The sequence below is a fragment of the Mesorhizobium sp. M4B.F.Ca.ET.203.01.1.1 genome (assembly GCF_004791025.1).
Classification (GTDB): domain Bacteria; phylum Pseudomonadota; class Alphaproteobacteria; order Rhizobiales; family Rhizobiaceae; genus Mesorhizobium; species Mesorhizobium abyssinicae.
Window position 1 is genome coordinate 212453 of sequence record NZ_SRUO01000008.1, and the last position, 20625, is coordinate 233077.

General features: G+C 62.9%; 18 protein-coding genes and 2 tRNA genes. 7 read left to right on the forward strand and 13 right to left on the reverse strand.

Translation table 11 applies throughout. From position 1 onward, the window contains the following. Positions 1–28 precede the first annotated feature (28 nt). The 4 genes from EN846_RS19405 to EN846_RS19420 form a co-directional block, all read right to left on the reverse strand. Positions 29–865 carry a tetratricopeptide repeat protein gene (locus EN846_RS19405; RefSeq protein ID WP_127283793.1) on the reverse strand — a complete coding sequence of 279 codons (837 nt, stop codon included), beginning with the start codon at positions 863–865 and terminating at the stop codon, positions 29–31. Continuing rightward, complete coding sequence (gene ilvD / locus EN846_RS19410; protein ID WP_128346570.1) at positions 852–2576, reverse strand: dihydroxy-acid dehydratase; 1725 nt, start codon at positions 2574–2576, stop codon at positions 852–854. The genes EN846_RS19405 and ilvD overlap by 14 nt, the downstream gene beginning before the upstream one ends. Positions 2577–2878: 302 nt before the next feature. Beyond that, positions 2879–4144 carry an OmpP1/FadL family transporter gene (locus EN846_RS19415; protein ID WP_127283795.1) on the reverse strand — a complete coding sequence of 422 codons (1266 nt, stop codon included), beginning with the start codon at positions 4142–4144 and terminating at the stop codon, positions 2879–2881. A 360-nt stretch (positions 4145–4504) separates the two neighbouring features. Then, positions 4505–7288, reverse strand: a complete 2784-nt coding sequence (locus EN846_RS19420; RefSeq protein WP_128346569.1) for a valine--tRNA ligase — start codon at positions 7286–7288, stop codon at positions 4505–4507. 312 nt (positions 7289–7600) lie between these two features. Here EN846_RS19420 and EN846_RS19425 point away from each other — a divergent pair, with 312 nt between their 5' ends. Further along, the gene (locus EN846_RS19425) at positions 7601–8233 is read left to right on the forward strand and encodes a VOC family protein (RefSeq protein WP_127393826.1); all 633 of its coding nucleotides are present in this window, start codon (positions 7601–7603) and stop codon (positions 8231–8233) included. 60 nt (positions 8234–8293) lie between these two features. On the opposite strand, the gene EN846_RS19430 is transcribed toward EN846_RS19425, so the two are convergent. From EN846_RS19430 to EN846_RS19450, 5 genes are all read right to left on the reverse strand, one after another. After that, on the reverse strand, positions 8294–9127 hold the full coding sequence (locus tag EN846_RS19430; protein ID WP_135913946.1) for a PopZ family protein: 834 nt from the start codon (positions 9125–9127) through the stop codon (positions 8294–8296). 269 nt (positions 9128–9396) lie between these two features. After that, the gene (locus EN846_RS19435; protein ID WP_127283802.1) at positions 9397–10785 is read right to left on the reverse strand and encodes a TolC family outer membrane protein; all 1389 of its coding nucleotides are present in this window, start codon (positions 10783–10785) and stop codon (positions 9397–9399) included. Between the two features lie 183 nt (positions 10786–10968). Next, positions 10969–11643 (reverse strand): protein-L-isoaspartate O-methyltransferase, encoded by a 675-nt coding sequence (locus EN846_RS19440; RefSeq protein WP_127392898.1) that lies wholly within the window; start codon positions 11641–11643, stop codon positions 10969–10971. A 95-nt stretch (positions 11644–11738) separates the two neighbouring features. Continuing rightward, positions 11739–11812 (reverse strand) — tRNA-Cys (locus EN846_RS19445). A 267-nt stretch (positions 11813–12079) separates the two neighbouring features. Continuing rightward, positions 12080–12337 (reverse strand): hypothetical protein, encoded by a 258-nt coding sequence (locus EN846_RS19450; RefSeq protein ID WP_127311795.1) that lies wholly within the window; start codon positions 12335–12337, stop codon positions 12080–12082. Between the two features lie 217 nt (positions 12338–12554). Here EN846_RS19450 and EN846_RS19455 point away from each other — a divergent pair. The 4 genes from EN846_RS19455 (at position 12555) to EN846_RS19465 (ending at position 14011) form a co-directional block, all read left to right on the forward strand. Beyond that, positions 12555–12629: transfer RNA gene (locus tag EN846_RS19455), tRNA-Asn, on the forward strand. 121 nt (positions 12630–12750) lie between these two features. Next, entirely contained in the window at positions 12751–12912 is a 162-nt protein-coding gene (locus EN846_RS35195) for a hypothetical protein (protein WP_189379720.1), read from the forward strand. 62 nt (positions 12913–12974) lie between these two features. After that, complete coding sequence (locus tag EN846_RS19460; RefSeq protein WP_128346624.1) at positions 12975–13613, forward strand: DUF433 domain-containing protein; 639 nt, start codon at positions 12975–12977, stop codon at positions 13611–13613. Beyond that, positions 13610–14011, forward strand: coding sequence for a DUF5615 family PIN-like protein (locus tag EN846_RS19465; RefSeq protein WP_128346623.1), 402 nt, complete (start codon positions 13610–13612; stop codon positions 14009–14011). The genes EN846_RS19460 and EN846_RS19465 overlap by 4 nt, the downstream gene beginning before the upstream one ends. 236 nt (positions 14012–14247) lie before the next feature. Here EN846_RS19465 and traA read toward each other — a convergent pair whose 3' ends face one another. Next, entirely contained in the window at positions 14248–17283 is a 3036-nt protein-coding gene (traA, locus tag EN846_RS19470) for a Ti-type conjugative transfer relaxase TraA (protein WP_128346622.1), read from the reverse strand. Positions 17284–17455: 172 nt separating this feature from the next. On the opposite strand from traA, the gene EN846_RS19475 reads away from it, so the two are divergent. After that, entirely contained in the window at positions 17456–17782 is a 327-nt protein-coding gene (locus EN846_RS19475) for a conjugal transfer protein TraD (RefSeq protein WP_189379721.1), read from the forward strand. Position 17783: 1 nt separating this feature from the next. Next, positions 17784–18032: a conjugal transfer protein TraD gene (locus tag EN846_RS19480; RefSeq protein WP_128346620.1), complete on the forward strand. Its 249-nt coding sequence runs from the start codon at positions 17784–17786 to the stop codon at positions 18030–18032. A 50-nt stretch (positions 18033–18082) separates the two neighbouring features. Here EN846_RS19480 and EN846_RS19485 read toward each other — a convergent pair whose 3' ends face one another. From EN846_RS19485 to avs3b, 3 genes are all read right to left on the reverse strand, one after another. Further along, the gene (locus tag EN846_RS19485) at positions 18083–18976 is read right to left on the reverse strand and encodes a zincin-like metallopeptidase domain-containing protein (protein WP_135898846.1); all 894 of its coding nucleotides are present in this window, start codon (positions 18974–18976) and stop codon (positions 18083–18085) included. A gap of 356 nt (positions 18977–19332) precedes the next feature. Continuing rightward, positions 19333–19770 carry a hypothetical protein gene (locus tag EN846_RS19490; protein WP_128346626.1) on the reverse strand — a complete coding sequence of 146 codons (438 nt, stop codon included), beginning with the start codon at positions 19768–19770 and terminating at the stop codon, positions 19333–19335. 86 nt (positions 19771–19856) lie between these two features. After that, on the reverse strand, positions 19857–20624 hold the full coding sequence (avs3b, locus tag EN846_RS19495; protein ID WP_128346625.1) for an AVAST type 3 anti-phage proein Avs3b: 768 nt from the start codon (positions 20622–20624) through the stop codon (positions 19857–19859). Position 20625 lies beyond the last annotated feature (1 nt).

Consider the following 20625-nt stretch of genomic DNA (forward strand, 5'->3'; position numbering starts at 1 on the left):
ACCTGGAGTGACTTGGCAGCGGCGCGGCTTACTGGTCGCCGCCGCCCTTCGTCAGGATGTCGTCGGCGAGCGAGATGGCCGTGCGGCGGTCGGCTTCGCCGGCGGCGGCGAAGGCCTCTTCCTGCATGCTGCGGATCCACGGCTGGTCGGCCGGTGCGGCACGTTCGAGTGCGGCCGTCATCATCGCCAGGCCGCGCACCACCTTGCCGCTCTGGAACAGGAGGTTGCCGAGCGTCGCCTGCGCGCCGGCATGGCCCTTCTCGGCCGCCAGTTGGAGCCAGCGCCCGGCCTGCTTGACGCTTGCCTTGACGCCGCCCTCGCCTTTCAGGAACATCTGCCCGATTTCGAACTGGGCGTTCGGATTGCGGTAGTTGGCGGCGGCGCGCATGTAGTATTCCTGCGCGGCCACCTCGTTCTCGGTGACCGGGCTGCCGGGTATGCCCTTGCGCAGATAGTCGCCGAGCGCCACCAGCGCGTCGGAGACATAGCTCTCCTCGGGCGATCCGGGCTCGACATCCTGGTCGACGATCTCCGAGAAGAACTTGAAGGCCGCGTAGTCGTCGCGCGCCACGCCGTCGCCTTCGGCATACATGCGCGCAAGCTTCCAGGTGGCGCCGATCTGGCCGTTCTCGGCGGCATATTTGTAGGCCTCGACCGCCTGGTCCTTGTGGCCGTTCTTGTAGGCGGAAAAGCCGAACTGGAACACCGCCCACGGGCTGGACTGCGGCTTCACGCCGGTCTTGTCGTCGAACACCTTGTCGTCGAAGGCCACGGCCTGGCCCACGGCGCCGAAGGTCGCGCCAAAAGTGGCGAACACGACCAGTGCCGAAAAGACAGACGACCTCAACACCTCAGATATCCGCATAGCAATGTGTTTCTTCCGCACCGCCCGGATGGGTCACCGCGCCGTCGCGGGCCGATCCGACCGTCTGCGCATATTTCCAGATCGCGCCCGACTGATAGTCGGTCTTGCGCGCCTTCCACGTCTTCTTCCTCGCCGCCAGTTCGGCGTCGGACAGCGCCACCTCGATCGTGCCGTTGACCGCATCGATCGAGATCACGTCACCGTCCCTGATGAGCCCGATCGGGCCGCCTACAGCCGCCTCCGGCCCGACATGGCCGATGCAGAAGCCGCGCGTCGCGCCCGAGAACCGTCCGTCGGTGATCAGCGCCACCTTGCCGCCCATGCCCTGGCCGTAGAGAGCCGCCGTCGTCGACAGCATTTCCCGCATGCCCGGACCGCCGCGCGGACCCTCGTAGCGGATGACGAGAACCTCGCCTTCCTTGTAATTGCGCTGCGTGACCGCTTCGAAGCACTCCTCTTCCGAATCGAAGCAACGCGCCGGACCCGAGAATTTCAGTTCCGACATGCCCGCGACCTTCACGATCGCGCCTTCGGGGGCAAGGTTGCCCTTCAAACCCACCACACCGCCTGTCTTGGTGATTGGCCGGTTGGCGGGACGGACCACATCCTGGCTGTCATTCCAGGCAACATGCTGCATGTTTTCGGCCAAAGTACGGCCGGTCACCGTCATGCAATCGCCGTGCAGATAGCCATGGTCGAGCAGCGTCTTCATCAGCAGCGGAATGCCGCCGGCCTCGAACATGTCCTTGGCGACATATTTGCCGCCGGGCTTGAGATCGGCGATGTAAGGCGTCTTCTCGAAGATCGCGGCGACGTCGAAGAGGTCGAACTTGATCCCGGCCTCATGCGCGATCGCCGGCAGGTGCAGCGCGGCATTGGTCGAGCCGCCGGTGGCGGACACCACGGTCGCGGCGTTCTCCAGCGACTTCAGCGTGACGATGTCGCGCGGCCGGATGTTCTTCGCGATCAGCTCCATGACCTTTTCGCCGGAGGCGTAGTTGAAGCGGTCGCGCATCTCGTATGGTGCCGGCGCGCCGCAGGAATAGGGCAGCGCCAGGCCGATCGCCTCGGCGACGGTGGCCATCGTATTGGCGGTGAACTGGGCACCGCAGGAGCCGGCCGACGGACAGGCGGCCTGCTCGATCTCGAGCAGTTCGGCGTCGCTGATCGTGCCGACCGAATGCTGGCCGACCGCCTCGAACACATCCTGCACGGTGATCTGCCGGCCGCGATAGCTGCCGGGAAGGATCGAGCCGCCATAGATGAAGATCGACGGGACGTTGAGGCGCACCATGGCCATCATCATGCCGGGCAGCGACTTGTCGCAACCGGCAAGACCGACCAGTGCGTCGTAGCAATGGCCACGCATGGTCAGCTCGACCGAATCGGCGATCACCTCGCGCGACACCAGCGACGATTTCATGCCCTGGTGGCCCATGGCGATGCCGTCGGTGACGGTGATGGTGCAGAACTCGCGCGGCGTGCCGTTGGCGGCGGCGACGCCTTTCTTGACCACCTGCGCCTGACGCATCAGCGAGATGTTGCAAGGTGCCGCCTCGTTCCAGCAGCTGGCGACGCCGACCAGCGGCTGCGCGATCTCGGCCGCAGACAATCCCATGGCGTAGAGGTACGAGCGATGCGGCGCGCGCGCCGGACCCACGGTCACGTAGCGGCTGGGCAGCTTGGCCTTGGAGATAGCTCTGGCGTCCATACTCGTCCTTGCCGCGGGCGGTGCGGCCTGCCCCATCGCCGAGCCTTTTGGCGCGTGTCCCGAGACCATTTCGAGGTGCGCCGGGTTTATGGCGGGAAATGGGCAATCCCCCTGGCCGGAACTGTAGCGCTGGGGTTGTTCATAAAGTGTTGCTAAAACGTCACAATTGTGAGGGGCGCGGGATGTGCGGCTTATCTGCAACGCGGCGAGATTGGTGCGGCTACGGCGACACCCGCACGCCTGACGGCACCAACAAAAAAGGCCGGGCAATGCCCGGCCTTTTTGTGTTCAGTCTGAATGGCTTACCACTTCACCTTAAACGAGGTGGAGAGGGCGGAAACAAGGTCGTTGCCGAAGTCGGCGGTATAGTCGGTGCCGTAGGTGACGCCGTCGCTGCCGACGACCGGATGTATCGACCCGCTGGTGAGCACACCCAACGCGCCACCGAAACGGAGCTCGATGTTCTGGGTCGGCGTGTACGCCACGCCGCCGCTGATGGTCCAGGTGTCGGTCTGGGCGCTGAGGCCGGTGGTGGTACCACGATCCCAGGTAAGAACTGCCGCACCGCTCCACTGATCGTTGAACTTGTGGCCGATACCGCCGGAGACCGTCCATCCGTCCCTGTAGAGCAGATCCAATGACGTCGCGCGAACCACGCTGGTGGTGGTGCAGGCAAACGCGCCCTTCGTCGCAGTCGGGCAGAACGGGATGCTCTGCAATTGGCTCCAGTTCATCCACTTGACGGAGCCGAAGGCGAGCCATCCTGGCGCGATACCAGACTGCAGCTTCAGTTCCACCGAGTCCGGCACTTCAGAGGAGCCATAGACATTGGTTACGGTACCCAGCAGCGGATTTGTCGGATCGATGATGCTGGAAACCTGGGTCAGGTCGAGCGTTCCGGCGAGATTATCGAGCTTCACCGCCGAATTGTAGACCAGGCTGGCGCGCAGAGCGATTTCCGGAATCTCATAGGCAACACCGGCACGCCATCCCCAGCCATCTCCCTCGAGATCGAGGCGTCCTACGCCCGTGCCCAAGAATGCCGGGAGAGGAGCAACCAACTGCTCCTTGAAGCCCGAAACATCCTCGTGAAATACGCCGCCAAGAACCCGAAACTGACCTTTTCCAAGGTCCATCTTGTACGAGCAGGTTGCGCCCAGCGCTTCGCTCTTTACCTTGGTTATGATATTGCCGTTCGCACCGGCCCAATTGGCGCCGGGATTGCTGAACGCTCCGATCGGTTGGCCGTAGTCGCCGAGGCAATCGACAGGGCCCATGCCGATCTTAATGCCGGCGCTTGGCACCCAATAGCTTTCGGTATCGCGGGCGGAGTTGGGCGCGCCCAACAAATTAAGCGGACCATTTGTCGGGTCGATGTCCACCACATTCTTCAGGTCTCGTTGCGGCATCACATAGGTGGCGGAAGCCTCGCCGGTGACCTGCGCTGGATCGAACAGCAGGTCGATGTCGTAACCGCCGCGTTCCAGGCCGCCGGCATGCGCGGAACCGATCGCGGCCAGCGAAAAGCACCCCGCCCCCAGCAGTGCTTTCAAACGCAAATTGATCATGGATGTCCTCCCCGAAATACTAGTGGATCAAGCTAGAACCAATTCGGGTTAACGGCGCAACAATGAATTCGGAAGGCGTACATGTACACCTTGGCCGGCCGCCTTTGGGGCCTATCGGCGCATGCCGCCGCCTAGCTGAAAAATGGCTTTGCCGGGGCAACTCGGCGGAAAAAATCTGTGAAACCTGTCACAAAAAGCTCAAAAACAAGGTCTTTCGGGGCCATTTGGCCCCATTGTTACATTATGGCAACAATGGGGCTAAAACTTTCCGTTTACGTCAAAATTAACCCAACGGCATGGCCGTTTTCGAGGCAATTGACCTACCGGAAACCTGCCTCCAAGTAGAGGCGAATCTTGACTTCAGCCGGCGTCGCGGACCCGCGTCAACGCCACCGAAAGCTTCTCCTGCGCCTCGCGGTATTCGGCCAGTTTTTCGCGTTCGGCCTCGACCACTTCTTCCGGCGCATTGGCGACGAATTTCTCGTTCGACAGCTTCTTGTGCAGGCGGGCGATCTCCTCGGTCACCTTGGCCAGTTCCTTCTGCAGCCGCGCCGCTTCCGCCGCGAGGTCGATCAGGCTGCCGAGCGGCAGGCACACCGTCGCCTCGTTGAGCACCATCTGCGCCGAGCCCTTCGGCGGCGCGTCGACCAGCGCGATGTCGCCGACGCGCGCCAGCCGCTTGATGGCCTGGGCGTGGCGCTCCAGCCGCTCTTGCGTCAGCGTGTTGGCGCCGATCCCCATCAACGGCGCGATCGCCGCCGGCGGCACGTTCATTTCCGAGCGCACCGAGCGGATGCCGGAGACGAGATCGACCAGCCAGTTGATGTCGGCGGCCGCGTCCGCGTCCTCGAAGTCCGGCGACGGCCAGGCGGCGTGGCAAAGCAGCGAAGCGCGCTCCTGGCCCTCGCCGGCGGTCTGCGCCCACAGCTCCTCGGTCATGAACGGCATCATCGGATGCAACAGCTTGTAGATCTCGTCGAGCACGAAGGCGACGCAGGCGCGGCTCTCAGCCTTGGCCGCCTCGTCCGTGCCCATGAATACAGGCTTCAGGAGTTCCAGATACCAGTCGCAGAACAGATTCCAGACGAACCGGTAGGCGGCACCCGCCGCCTCGTTGAAGCGGTATGAGGAAATACCGTCGGTGATGTCGCGCGCCGCCCGCGTCAGCTCGGTGAGGATCCAGCGGTTGACCGCGAGCTTGGCGTCGTTCAGCCAGAAATCGTCATTGCGCGCGACCTCGTTCATCTCGGCAAAGCGCGTCGCGTTCCAGAGCTTGGTGCCGAAATTGCGGTAGCCGGCGATGCGCGCCGGATCGAGCTTCACGTCGCGCCCCTGCGCGGCCATCACGGCAAGCGTGAAGCGCAGCGCATCGGCGCCGTATTCGTCGATGAGCTCGAGCGGATCGATGACGTTGCCTTTCGACTTCGACATCTTCTGCCCGTTCTTGTCGCGCACCAGCGCATGGACATAGACCGTGTGGAACGGCTCCTCGTCCATGAAATGCAGGCCCATCATCATCATGCGGGCGACCCAGAAGAAGATGATGTCGAAGCCGGTGACCAGCACATCGGTCTGGTAGTAGGTCTTGAGCTCCGGCGTCTGGTCCGGCCAGCCCAGCGTCGAGAACGGCCACAGCGCGGACGAGAACCAGGTGTCGAGCACGTCCTCGTCGCGGCTCAGGATCTCGCCCGGCTTGAAATTCTCGAGCTTGTCCTCGACCCATGCCTTCCACGGCCCCTCCAGCGCCAGGTAGTATTCGATCGCCGCGGCCAGCGCCTCTTCCTCGGTCTTCTCGACAAAGACGCGTCCATCCGGCCCGTACCACGCCGGGATCTGGTGGCCCCACCAGAGCTGGCGCGAGATGCACCAGGGCTGGATGTTTTCCATCCAGTCGAAGTAGGTCTTTTCCCAGTTCTTCGGCACGAAGTTGGTGCGGCCCTCGCGCACCGAGGCGATCGCCGGCTTCGCCAGTTCGATCGTGTTGACATACCACTGGTCGGTCAGGAACGGCTCGATCGGCACGCCGCCGCGGTCGCCATGCGGCACCGTATGGCGATGCGCCTCGATCTTGTCGAGGAAGCCGCCGGCCTCCATCAGCTCGACGATCCTCTTGCGCGCGGCGAAGCGGTCGAGGCCATTGAGCTCGTCCCAGACGGCCCGGCGTTCCGGCGTCACTTCGAGGCCGGCGAGGAAATCCTCATTGTCCTTGAGGGTGATCGCCGCCTCGACGGTGAGGATGCTGATCGCCGGCAGCTTGTGGCGCTTGCCGACCTCGAAGTCGTTGAAGTCGTGCGCCGGCGTGATCTTGACCGCGCCTGAGCCCTTTTCCGGATCGGAATATTCGTCCGCCACGACGGGGATCCTGCGGCCGACGATCGGCAGGATGACGTTCTTGCCGACCAGATGACGGAAGCGTTCGTCGTCCGGGTGCACCGCCACCGCCGTATCGCCAAGCATCGTCTCGGGACGCGTCGTCGCGACCGTGATGAACGTCTTGGGGTCTTCCGGGTCGAAGACAGCCCCCTCGACCGGATAGCGGAAGTGCCAGAGATTGCCGTTGACCTCGTGTTGCTCGACCTCCAGGTCGGAGATCGCGGTGAGCAGCTTCGGGTCCCAGTTCACAAGGCGCTTGTCCTTGTAGATCAGCCCTTCCTTGTAGAGCGTCACGAACACTTCCAGCACCGCCCTGGACAGGCCTTCGTCCATGGTGAAGCGCTCTCGGCTCCAGTCGGCCGAGGCGCCGAGCCGCTTCAGCTGATTGAAGATCGCGCCGCCGGATTGGGCCTTCCATTCCCAGACCTTCTCGATGAAATCCTCGCGCGAAAGATCGCGGCGGTGGATCTGCTTTTCCATCAGCTGGCGCTCGACCACCATCTGCGTGGCGATGCCGGCATGGTCCATGCCCGGTTGCCACAGCACGTTCTTGCCGCGCATGCGCTCGAAGCGCACCAGTATGTCCTGCAGCGTGTTGTTGAGCGCATGGCCCATATGCAGCGAGCCGGTGACGTTCGGCGGCGGGATGACGATAGTGAAGGCCTCCGCCCCCTCCTCCGCGCCTGCGCCGGCGCGAAAGGCGTCCGCCTCTTCCCAAATCTTGGCGATCCTGGGCTCGACGGTCTTGGCGTCATAGGTCTTTTCAAGCATGGGAAAGTGGTCCGCGCTGTCGGGATCTTGCTGGTCCGGTGTAAATCGGAAGGCTTTGGCCAAGTCAACCGCAAGGGCCGCCTCGGGTCATGAGAAGCAGATAGGCGTAGCGCGGATCGGATCAAGCAGGAGCTGTTCTTCGATCCACTCGTCGACGATGGCCGGCCCCCAATTCGCCGGAGAAAGCCTTGTCACTCTCGTCTTGACCACTGATCCCAGCCATCTTACCTTGCCAGCGCTGCTGTAGGGCGCATCGGCTTCCAGCCGGAGGGGCATTGCCCGCCTACGCCACCTCAACCCCGCAATGCGCCCATGCCGACCCTCGAACACCACAAGAAACAGGCCAAGCTCTATCTCAAATGGCACCGCGAGCGGTATTATCCCGTCACCGCTGTGATTGGATGGCTCTTGCCGCGTTTTCACCATCTCAGCGACAGCCAAATCCTCGATCACGGCTTCAAGCTTGCCGATGCCCAGGAACTCGTCGCCAGGAAGTCAGGTTTCGAGAGCTGGCAGGCGCTGAAGGAAGGCCTTCAAACCGTGACCGATCATGCAGCAGCAGACGCCGCAAAACCGCATCTCGCCTTTGCCGAGCCACAACTCTTTGTCGGCGACATCGCAGCGGCCTGTAATTTCTACCGGCAAAAGCTCGGTTTCGGGACGCGCTTCACCTATGGCGAGCCGCCCTTCTACGCCCAAATCATCCGCGATGGCGCACGGCTCAACCTGCGCCATGTCGACAAGCCTCCACTCACCGCCAATTCGACCGTTGACCTGCTGGCGGCGACGATCATTGTCGACAACATCAAGGCTCTGTTTTTGGAGTATCAGGCAGCCACGGCCCCGTTCCACCAGACATTGCGGACCGAACCCTGGGGCGCCCGCACGTTCATCGTCAAGGATCCCGACGGCAACCTCATCTGCTTCGCGACGAGCGCGGGCTGACCATCGACAAAAACGCCGCCTCATGGGCGGCGTTTCGAGAGTGATCGTTGGAGGAGATTACTACGCGCCGCGCGCGACGCGCTCTATTTCCTCGCGGACCAGGCGCTCGACCAGCGTCGGCAGATTGTTGTCCAGCCAGTCCTGCAGCATTGGCCGCAGCATGTCCTCGGCCATCTCGTCGAAGCTTTTCTTGCTGCGGCTGGCAAAGGCATCGGAGAGCTCGCCAAAGGCGGCGGCGACCTGGCGGCCGACATGCTCTGAAAGGATCGCCGGGCGGGCGGGCGGCGCCTCGGCCGCGGGCTGCGGCGCCGTCGCAACATGCGCGGCGGCCGGCTCGTAACCGGCTTCGTCCGCCAGCTCGTCCTCTCCTATCTCGAGCTCAGGTTCAACCGCCGGCGCGCGCGGCTCGACCCGCTCCGGCCTGCTCACAGCCTTCGCCGTCTCGCCGACGGCGGCGATCTCGCGCCGCCAGTCGGCAACGATCGTATCGCTGGTTTCGACAACTTTCTCCGGTGCGGCTGGGCCCGGCTCGGCGGCGATCCTGGCGCTCACCTCGGCGAGCGTCACCGGCGCCTTCAGCTCGACCGCCGGAGTGGCATCCGCGCGCGTATGCGTTTCCATGCGGGCGACGACCGGTTCGGCCGCCAGTTGCGCCTGCACCTCGGCCAGCGAGACCGGTTTGCGGGCTTCGGTCCCGGCATTGAGTTCGGCACGGAAGGCATCTACATCCGGAGCCGGCACGACCGCCGCCGGCGCGGGCTGGAGATCCTGGCGCAATTCGTTCGCGTCACCCGGCTGCTTGCGCCCGGTGTCGCTGTCTTCGATGATCCTCCTGATGGAAGCCAGTATCTCTTCCATGGAAGGTTCGCGCTGCGCGCTGCTTGCCGTCGCCATTGTCACATCCGCCGCTCTTGTGACCCATTCCAGATTTTCGCCCCGGCAAAAGCCGGATTCGAATCATGGCAACAGGGTAGCCGACGGATCGCCGTCCGAGAATCCCCATTCTGGGGAGATGTTGGATTTCAACAGATTAGCTTATGCCTCAGGCTCTCGGATGGCCGCGGCAGAGGAGGAAGGAGCATCGGGCCCGACAATGCCAAACGCCGCGCATCCGTTGGACACGCGGCGTCTTGCCGAGCCGAACCTTGATTGCAGTGGACGCTTTAGCGGCCGTCGGGCGTGCGCAGCCCGTACCACTTGTCCTTGACGGCGTTGTAGTGCTCTTCCGGCTTGTACTTCGTCACGTTGAGCGCGAGGCGATCGACCGACAGCCGGCCGGTCGCCGACAGGATGGCGTAGCTCGCCACCACCACGTCGCGCTCCGAACTGGCAAGGTTGATCTTGGCGCTGATGACGGCGTTCTGCGCGTTCAGCACGTCGAGCGTGGTGCGCTGGCCGACATTGCGCTCCTCGATGACGCCGTTGAGCGCCAGTTGGGCCGCGGCGATGACCTGCCTGTTGGCGGCGACGCTTTGCTGCGCGGCTGTGTACTGCGTCCACGCCGAGGTCACGGCCTGGCGCACCTGATCGCGGCTGACATCGACCTCGATGCGGGCCTGGCTCAGCGATTCCTTCTTCTGTCGCACCAGTGCCGAGGTGCGGCCGCCCGAATAGATCGGGATGGTCAGCGTCGCGCCGATGCTGGCCGAATTGGTGGTGCCGTCCGACGTGCTCAGGGCACCGGGCACGGTGTTGCGATAGGCGCTGGAAACGCCTGCATTGGCGGAAAGCTGCGGCAGCAGCGCGCCTTCCTGCGACTTCACCGCGAACGCCGCCGCGTCGACCAGGTGCGCGGTGGCAAGGATAGCCGGATGCTCGGCCGAGGCGATGACGATCGCCGCGTCGAGGCTGGACGGCAAAAGCCTGGCCAGCGGCGCCGCTGCCTTGAGCTTGCCGGGCTCGTCGCCGACGATCTGGTGATAGGTCGCCGCACTGGCCAGCGCCTGGGCGCGGGCGGCGCTGAGCTGCGCCACGGCGGTCGAGCGCGAGGCATCGGCCTGGGCTACGTCGGTGCGCGTGCCTTCGCCGACCTCGAAGCGCGAGCGCGCGGCGCGCGCCTGCTCGGTCAGGAACTGAAGGTTCTGTTCGGTGAGCACCGCCACCTGGCGGTCGCGGATGACATCCATATAGGCGCTTGCCGCGTTGAACAGGATGTTTTCCTCGGTGTTGCGCAGGCTTTCGACCGAGGCCCGGACCTGGGCTTCCGCGGCCGCGACGTTGTTCCTGGTCTGGAACCCGTCGAACAGCGTCTGGTCGATCTGCACGCCGAAATTGCCGGTGGTCAGGCGCACACTCTGGTTGGTGCCGTTCAGATGGCTGCTCGAATAGTCGATGCTGCCGGAACCGGTAACGGTCGGGCGCCAGCCGGACTTGGCGATGGCCACGCCCTCGTCGGTGACGCGCACACCGGCGCGGGCGGAATTCAGCTGCGAATTGTTCTGGTAGGCCTTGGCAAGCGCGCCGGTGATGGTTTCCGCCGAGGCGGCCAGCGGCGAAAGCGCTGTCGCGGAAACCAGGATGGCGGCTAGAACAGTCTTGCGTACGGACGGCACGTAATATCCCTCATTCGTTTGCATGGGAACCGCGCCACGACAGTCGCTCATCCATGAGCAGCCGGCGCCGCGCTTCTATCGTTCCCCCGCTGACTGCCCCCGAGAATACATGGTTATGCGATCAGCAACGATTGTTCAAATGCAAGCGATCACGACAGCGCGTTCACTGCAAGGCAAAAACGCTCAGAATTCAAATGCGTGGGTACGTTCAAAGCCAGGTAGTGGCTTAATTGCCGCATTAAACGCGCGTCTGCCCGTTACAACCCCCCCTGCTTTGAAAAAGAGCCTGGCCACGCCCGAATTGCCCTGCCCTTCAACGGCGACGAGACGGCCTTCCTCCGCAAGCTGGTCGAGCAGCGCGGCCGGCACTTCCTCGACGCTGCCGCCGACGAAGATCACATCGTAGGGCGCCTTGACGGCATGCCCCTGCGCCAACGGCCCGGTGACCACGGTCACGTTGTCGCAGGCCAGCGCCGAGAGCGCCGATCCGGCGATTTCCGCCAGCGCCGAATCGCTTTCCAGCGCAATCACGGAGCGGGCCAGCCGCGACAGAAGAGCGGCCGAATAGCCGGTGCCGCAGCCGACATCGAGCACCGAATCGCCGGCGCCGATCTCGGCCAGTTGCAAGAGCTTGGCCAGCGGCGAAGGCTCCATCAGATAGCGCGCGCCGCTGCCGTTGGCGCCGCTGGAGATGCGAATGTCCTCATCGATATAGGCAAGATCGCGCTGGCCGGCGCCGACAAAGCTCTCGCGCGGCACCGAAAGCATGGCATCGATCAACGGCGCGCTGGTCACGTCGGTGGTGCGGACCTGGCCATCGACCATCTTGACGCGGCGTTCGGAGAAATCAGCGCTCATCGTTCCAACCAATCCGCCCAACAAGGCCCGCCTGCCGCGCCACGACCGCGGTCCAATCCGACCGGAACGCCTGCTCCCTAAGGAGCCCAGGCAACTGGAGGCCTCGCCCGGAATCGAACCGGGGTGCAAGGATTTGCAGTCCTCTGCGTAACCACTCCGCCACGAGGCCTCGTTGCTCCCGGCGTTCCGAGCGGACTCAATATGTTGGCGGCGAAAGGCCGTCAAGCGCCCGCGCGCCATTCCCGGCGCTTTCCTCAGGCGAGCACCGGACACCGTTTCCGATCGGTTTTCATGAGCGCGCAGCCTTCGCCTGTGACGGAGCCACCCGGCTTGCGCTGCGGCGGCGTGAAGCGCCGCAACGCTTTTTCATGCCCTGTTCGATTCCGGGCGAGGCCTCCAGGAGATCTGCGAGAGGCCGGCAAAGCGCCCGGCCAAATCAATCCGGACGGCGCCGGCGTTCCCACCATACGACGAAGCGGCGCCGGTGGCGGCGCACCATGGCGAATTCGTAGGAAAGCACGAGCAATCCGATTGGAATCATCCAGAAGCCCAGGATGGGCAAGAAGCCGAGAATGCCGCCGAGAATCAGCACGACGCCGATGGCGATCCTGAGCCCGCGCGAGCGCGGCATGGTGAACTCACGGCCGAAGACCGTGATTTTCCGTGCCGGTGCGTCGTCGCCTGCTGCAGTCATCTCGATCTCGGTTCCCATCGATTAAAGACATCGGCCGCCCAAGGCCGCAACGCCTTTCGCCGCCCTACGTTCCTTGCGGAACCGCTCATATGAGGAGCCCAGCCGTCGATTGCCAGAAAGCGCCATGCACAAAATGGCGGAAAAAAATGTGAAATGCTTCTTTGCAAAGCCGAAACGGGTTTGCTATAGGCTGCGCCACTCACACAAGAGCCTCTGTTCCCCGGTAGCTCAGTGGTAGAGCAACCGGCTGTTAACCGGTTGGTCGCTGGTTCGAATCCGGCCCGGGGAGCCAACATTTCCAAGGTCTTCAGAGATTTTAGGAACGGCCAAAAAACGGCTGATCTACAGCATATCTACACAACTCGACTTCGCTAGGCGCCGATCTACACGGACCAGGAAGGAGAGAACCTACGATGGAACGCATTTTTGACGAGCTGATCGGCCTGCAGATGAAGCGGCCGGCACGCCGGTGGCGAGCCACGGCAACCGAGTTGGCGCTCCGAATAACCAGCAGCCTTGCGACTGGTCTCGCGATTGGCGTCGGGATCGCGTTCGGTCTGGTACTCGCCGGATAGCCCCCTTAAAAATTCTCCGCGTGCACCGTATTTTTACCGAAGCAGCGCGTTACAATGTGGAAATGAGCAAAAAGGCTGAGACCATAGTCATAGCGGCCTTCACGGAAGAAGACGCCGCGCGTCTCACCGGCCTTTCAGTCCGCCAACTGCGGCACTGGGACCGGACGAACTTCTTTGCGCCAAGCCTGGGCAACGAGAATCGCAAGCTTGCCTACGCTCGACTGTATAGCTTCAAGGACCTTGTGGCGCTGCGCGTGCTCGACGAGCTTCGCAACGAATCTCGGGTCTCGATGCAGCATCTTCGCGAGGTCAAGGACAAGCTCCTGGCGCTCGGAGAGCACTGGGCGTCGACAACCCTTTACGTGCTCAAGAAGAAGGTGGTTTTCGTCAACAACGAAACCAACCAGCACGAAGAGGTCGTTTCAGGTCAAGGAGTCCTACAAATCCCGTTGCAGGTGGTAGCTGGCGACATGCAGGAGCGTGTTAGGCTCTGGCGCCAACGCGATTCATCGGCCGCTGGCCGTATCGAGAAGCGTCATGGGTTCGGCAACACGTCGGTCGTTGCCGGAACGCGCATCCCGGTGGGAAACATCAAAGCCTTTGCGGAATCGGGCTACACGGTCGAGCAGATCATGCGTGAATATCCCACGCTGACGAAGTCGGACGTGGAAGCTGCGCTCGCATTCGACAGCGCTGCTTGAAGGCGCTGGCAGCTCATCTCATTTTCCTGCTGGACGCCAGCGCTCCCGAATCCGTTGCGCTGGCGGTCGAAAAGGCCGGGCACAAAGCGATCCGGCACAGCGACGTGCTCGCCGAAGGTGCCTCGGACATCGTGGTATGTGAAACCGCCTTGGCCAACAGCGCGATCTTGATCGCCGTCGACAAGGACATGAAGCAGCTCACAAAACGCTTCAACCCTGACCAGGAGCGTTTCAAAAAGCTCAGCATGATCCAGATCGCCTGCAACGGTGTGATGGCATCAAAGCGGCTTGAGCAGGCCCTGAGCATGATCGAACATGAATGGGCGGTCAGCCAAAAGAAGGCCGCTTCCCGTCTCTGGTTCGAGATCGCCAATCACCGGATGACGACCTATCGGTGAGCCCGGCCGTGGAGCGACCGAGCACCCACCGAACAGGCACCAGCCTACACCACCGCCAAAAGCGGCAAACGGGCAAGCCTCTGATGGCCCAGGGAACATCTGCTCTCTGCAGCGGTAGAGCACTCCCTTACCAAGGGAGAGTTCGACGACTCCATCTCATTCATGGTCATCATCGTCGTTGTCGATGGGAACTACCTTCGTCGACGACACGCTCGACATGCCATTTCGTAATAAGTTTAGATGCCCCTGCCACGCCCAATGCCAATGCCGTGGCTGAACGCAAGTTCCGCGCCCAGGCGCCGGCCGGATTCAACCTGTATGCCAAGCGCCTTCTTTTGGTTGGCGAGCAGCGATTCCAGTTGCGGATCGCGCTCAAGGCTCTTGGCCATGTCGGACATGGCCGAACGCGTTGACCTGTAGCCGGACATATCGCCGGCCTGGTATTGGCGCTGGCTTGTCCTTTTCCGCTTTTGCCAGTCTTCCACGAAACGGGCGGCCCGGCGGTCTGGATCGGTGCGGATTTCGGTTTCAAGCTGGAGAGCGCGCACGATGCGGTTGACGCGACCGGCTCGCGCTTCAAGAACCAAGTCGGGATTCTTGACGTAGGCCGCTTCGGCATCGCGCGAGCCATAGGGCCGAACCTTCTCGAAAGCGTTGCGCGCATCTTTCAATTCGCGCATCTGCTCAGGAGTCCCCTGCCCGTTCGCATTTCCTGCGCGGATAGCAGCGTCGAGCGCGCGAGCATGGCGCACAAGCGCCTTCGTGCGAGCGTTGCGCAACGCCGCTTCCGGATCCACCGGCGCATCCGCCTCGCGCTGCGCTCCCCTGGCGGAAGCTTCTTTTTCAGGCACGGCGCCGGCATCGCCGCTTTGCGCTCGACCGTCTTCCCCTCCCGGAATGCGCCCACGGTCCTGACCGGGCCCGACGTCTGCGGGCGAGCGCAACCCGTCGAGCAGCCCGCTGATCTTGTCGCGCAACTTCTCCGGTACGACCCGGCGCACGAACTCGACCACGCGCTCGCGGAAGGTGATGCCGCGGCGCTCGGCGTAGTGTTGCGCCGGGTCGATCTGATCGTAATCCGACGCCATATCCTTGGCGCGGTCGCGTGACAGCGCGCGGACAAGTCGTTCGCGGGTCGCGAAGTCTTCGCTGCCGTAATGCAGATCCATCCCATCCCGATGTCGCGACAAGGACACGTAGCCGCTGTGCGCATCCATGCCTGGCGTCGCCAGCACATGGGTGCGGTTGACCGTCATGCCCTGCGCCTTGTGGATGGTCGCGGCATAGCCGTGGTCGATGTGGGCATAGTCCTTCAGGTCAAAGCGCAGAGACCTGCCGTCGTCGGTTTGAACCGTCATCGTCTGCACGCTGACTTCTTCGATCACGCCGAGCGTGCCGTTCTTGACGCCAAGCGACCGCTCGTTGCGCAGGAACATGACCCGGTCGCCGCGTGCGAAGGTCCTTGCACCGCGCTCGACAACCACGTGAACTTCGTCGCCGAGATCTCCAGCAGCGCGCATGCGCTCGCGCGCTGCCTGGTTGAGCGCGCGCACCTCGTCGTTGGTGTGAGTGAGAATGATCCGGCTTGCCTCTGGTTGTGCCTGCCTGTCGCGATCCCAGCGTTCGACGAGATTGCTACGCGCCTCGTCGCGCGTCGCAGCCCGATGCACCATCCCTTGTGTGTCATAGACGTCGATCGCAGCGCCGATCCTGCCGGTTGCAAGATCGCGTGTGGCCTCTCGCTGCCAGTCCTCGCGCTGCCGTCGTACTTGGCCGATCTCGACGCCGCCGTGGCGTTCGTGGATCGAACGGAATGCGGCCCCAGCTTCGATTGCCTGCAACTGCTGCGGATCGCCGACCAGCACGACCTTTGCGCCGACGTTCGCCGCATGGGAGAGCACGCGCTCCAATTGGCGCGTGCCGACCATGCCGGCCTCGTCCACCACCAGGACATCGCTCGCGGTGAGAAGATCGCGGCCCTGTCCCCAGCTATGTTCCATACTGGCAATGGTGCGCGACGAGATGGCTGATCCGCTTTCGAGATTCTCGGCCGCGATGCCGGAGAGTGCGGCGCCTCGAACCTCGTAGCCTGCTGCTGCCCACGCCTGGCGGGCAACGTCCAGCATCGCGCTCTTGCCGGTTCCAGCAAACCCGACGACGACACCAAGACCGCTGCCGTCGGTGATGTGATCCAGTGCATCAGTCTGCTCGCCTGACAAGACAAGCCCGCGTCGTGTTGCACGCGCCAGAGCAGCGCCCCGATCCCGGTCACTCACCGCATGACGCTCCTCCCCGGCCATGCGTTCCGCTGCGCGATGCAGGCGCTGCTCGGTCTCGATCATCTGCCGGGTGGTGAAGCGATCTTCGCCGCGTCCGTCCTTGCCAAGTTCGACCAGATCGGGCGCGTTGCCGATGGCGCCCATGACATCGTTGAACTGCTCCATTCCGTCGCTGTGCCGATGCGCGAACTTCGCAATGTCCTTTCTGGTGAAGGTCGATTGCTGATGCGTGATGGCATCGAGCGCCAAGTTGGGGTCGTCGATGATCCGCACGCCATTGTTACGCGCGATCTCGCGGTGCAGTTCGGCGCGATCTGCTTCAATGCCGGCAGCATCGAGGTGACCGTCCTCAATGCGTTGGGCCGGCGCGCCAATCTGGGTTTGCGGCTCCAAGGCGATGCCCTGCGCTTCCAGGCTGCGATGATCGATGCGCGCGTCGATATCGAGTTCGGCAAGGCGCTCATTGGCAAGCTCGGCCCATCGTTCGCGCCAGCGCTCGACCATTTCAGTGCTGTTCCAGTCGCGTACTTTCGGGCCAAAGCCGTTCTCATCCACTGAGCGCATGGTGAGCATGACATGGGCATGCGGTTTAGTGCTTCCCTCCCCCGCCCTGTCCCAATGCACGTTGAGATCGGCGACCATGCCACGGCCGACAAACTCTGCCTGCACGAAGTCCCGCGCCAGTTCGATGCCTTGCGCCTGGCTCAGCTCGCGTGGAAGAGCAAACTCCACCTCACGGGCCAGCTGCGCATCCTTGCGCAGCTCGAACGCCTCGACGTCGTTCCACAGCCGTTCGCGGTCGCTCCAGGCTTCCGGCGCATTCTCCGGCAGCATCACCTCGGAATGCACGACACCGCGCTTGGCCGAGAAGTCATGAGTGCGTTCAATTCGCTCGTCACGCAGCCGCGAAGCCGAGCGGTAGGCCGCTGACGCCACTGCACTCGAGCCTGCCTTGCGGCCAATGACCTTGACGTGAAGATGATAGATCGCCATCGCGAACAGATCATTTGCACGTCGAAGCGCACGTCGGCACGACGTATAAGCGCGCCCTCCCTCGAAAAATTCTCGGGATGGACCAGCCCGTCCCGGGCTGTCTCGGCGACCCTGAAGCCTTCCGGCAGGCGCTCCCCTATCATCGCCGCATCGCCAATCGATGGAGACAGCCATGCGCAAACCCCGAGACTTCGACGCCGAAATGAAAGCACTGGAAGACAAGGCGCGGGAGCTCAAGACGCGAAAGGTGCAGCAGCTTGGCGAACTGGTGATCGCCACCGGCGCCGATCAACTCAGCAGCGAGGAACTCGCCGGCGCGCTGGTCGCAATCACTGAGACGAGAGACGCCGCAAAGCGTGAGGCATGGGCTAAGCGTGGAGTGACGTTTTTCGAAAGCAGGCCCCGGCGAACTGCTCCGGCATCTCAGCGCAACCATCGCAGCGCTGCAGCGCAACCGGGCAGCACACAATCGCCGTCAGGCGGCACGGGCTCGCAATGATATGCGCGCTTGGCAGGTTGAGCGACGCAAGCGAACCCGACATCTGATTGAACTCGGCGGTCTGGTCGTTAAGGCGGGTCTCGTCGAGTTGACCAATGATAATCGCGCCATCATCTACGGCGCACTGCTCTGGATCGCTGCTAAGCTGCAGAGCCATGAAGGCGAGCATGCGCGAGACCTGTGGGCCGCGAAGGGAAGGCAAGCGTTCGAAGCGGAACAGCACGAGGAGGAAAAGGGGCCACGAACTTAGCGGCGGTCGGCGCGAGCGGTGGGCGGCAAAGGCTCCGACAGCCTCAAGGGTCACGCAGCCAGACCCTCAACCTTCGCCCGCGCATGCAGAAATTCCACCGCGCGCCCGGCATGTGATGCGGCGGTGAATATCGCCCGCGTGTCGTTCTTCAACACTTTCAGCCAGCTTGCGACATAGGCCGCATGGTCGTCGCGCGTCTCGGGCGTCAGTTGAAGATCGGCGCAAAGAAAAGCCGCGCCGAGTTCCGCCACCAGCTCTTCCATGGCGTATCCCTCATCGCCGAAGCGCTTGCGCCCAAACTCCCGGTCGAGGCGCGTCGGGTGCTTCGTCCAATGCACAGTTTCATGGCCGAGGGTGGCGTAATAGCTCTCGGCATCGCGGAAGGCTTCAAAGACCGGCATCCGCACCTGGTCGCGGGAGATGACGTAGCACGCTGAATTGCCGCCATGCTGGATATCGGCGCCGAGCGCGGCGAAGAAGCTCTCGGCCCGTTCAATGCGCGTGATCGTCTCATCGCGCGGGGCCGGTCTCGCATAATAGGTCTCGGGCAAGCCTTCCACCTGTTCGGCATTGAAGACGGTATAGCCTTTGAGAAACGGAATGGAGGTTTCGGATTCCTCGCCGGTTGCCGTGTCGGTCTCGGTGCCGGTGATGCGGCCGGCATAGACCACAAGGCTGCCCTTCTCGCCCTTGCGGACATGCGCGCCGAGATCAAGCGCCTGTTTGAAGGTAAGCCAGAACGGGGTTGCGTATCCCTTCTCCACCGCTGCCGCCCACAGCATCAGCACGTTGATGCCCTGATAGGGAATGCCGCCCGCGCGCAGCGGCCGGGTGATGCGGCCGGCGGCATGTCCAGCATTCCACGGCTGATGCCACGGGCGCGTGCCCTGTTCGAGGGCGCGGATAATCTGGTCGGTGATCTGTTGATAAAGGTCGGTTTTCATGGCGGTCTCTTTTGGTTTGGGGTTCAGCTCCGTCTGAACCCCTGCCCGTCGGCGAGACCGGGTTAGGGGGAGCAACAAGAAAATCGTCAGGGGGAACCACCCGGTTCGCAGCGACTGAGGCGGAGCCGAGGGAGTGAGAATTGGGGGATGGCGATTTTGTTGTTGCTGGGGGTCGTGAGGGCGGAGCCCTGTCGCCCCCCATCTTGGGCAAGGGATCGTCACCCGAAGGGCGAAGACCCTGCGTAGCTCTAGCGAAGCAGGGGCTTCGGGCGCGTGCGCCTAGAGCCCGGTCCTGTGCAGCAGGATGACCCATGTCGGCCAGTTCCGAGGCCGCCTCGCGTCAACTTCTGGCCGCGCTACGCGAGAAGCGCGGATACAGCGGGCACACGTCCCTGCGCCTCACGCAATACCGCCAGAGCCTCGCCCACGAGGGTTGCGTCTCTTGCCCAGGTCTCTGATCCACCCTGAAACTTTTCGCCATGAACGTAGCTGTTTCTTACGCGGCAAACTCCCTGCACGATGAGCTGGTGGACATTGGCAAGGGGCGTGGGGTGCTCCGGCTGCCATGTCAGGCCCTCACTCATCAACTTTCGTGGCGGGTCACCGACAAGCGTTGCGGCAACTCCCGCGTTCACGACGTCAGCAAAGAACGTCGGGCCAAGCGCCTTGGCGAAAGCATCCCAATCAGCTTGAGCGTCGGACCTGTTCTTCAAGAATCCCGTGCGCTTAAGAGCATGCTCAAAACGGCCAAAAAGCCGGGCAAGCTCTCTCCCGTCATCATAAGGATCAGACATCGGATTCCTCCAAGTTGACAGGATCGCAAGTCTGCAAGACAAGCTTTGGGATGACCCCACAAATCGTCAGGTGGTTTATCGAGGGCTTAAAGCTTCTTCACTGCCCTCTTGCGGCGAGACCGACGCTCTTCAACGATCAACTGTGCAGGCTTGGCCAAACGGGAAACAGCAGGCGCCTTAAGGGCTTTGGGTTTTTTGGCTTTTGCGCCCGGCTTTCCGTTGAGTTGACTGTCGTATTCCTCGATAACCGTCGTTGCGAGTTCCACAAATCCGCGTAGCTTGTCCGCGCGATCCTTCAGAAGCTTCCGCTGCTCTTCGTCGGGATCGGTTGCGTCGGCAAGGTCGCCGTCCGCAATGATGATGCGCAAAATCGGCAATTCAATCTGCTCAAGGCCGGCCTTCTGGGCAAGCACGACCCATACCTTTGATTTATCAATTGCGTTATCCGCTGCGTTCGCCAGGCATTGCCTGATGAGGATGCGCGCAGAATAGTCGAGGCGCTCCGCCAATTGCAGCCATTGTTGCGATGCCTTGCTTTCTTTGCGCGCACTCTCGGGTGGCAACGGAGGCGCGAAATAGCGATATGGCCCTGCCTCAGAATCAAGCGACGCCAGCGTTCTTATTATCGGTTCGAGTTCCTGAAACGGGCGGCTGCCGCTTGGCAACTCGTGTCTGTGTTGCCAAAGGGCGAGGATCGCATCGCGGCACGCTATGACGCGCTGCGGGTGATCCTTCGCAGCTTTCTGTTCGGCATTTTTGATTTGCTCCGCAAGGTAATGGACCATCCAGCGCGACAGCGTATCATTGGTGTCGGCGAGCTTCAGTTCGGCGATGAGCTTTTTGCCAAGGGCCAAG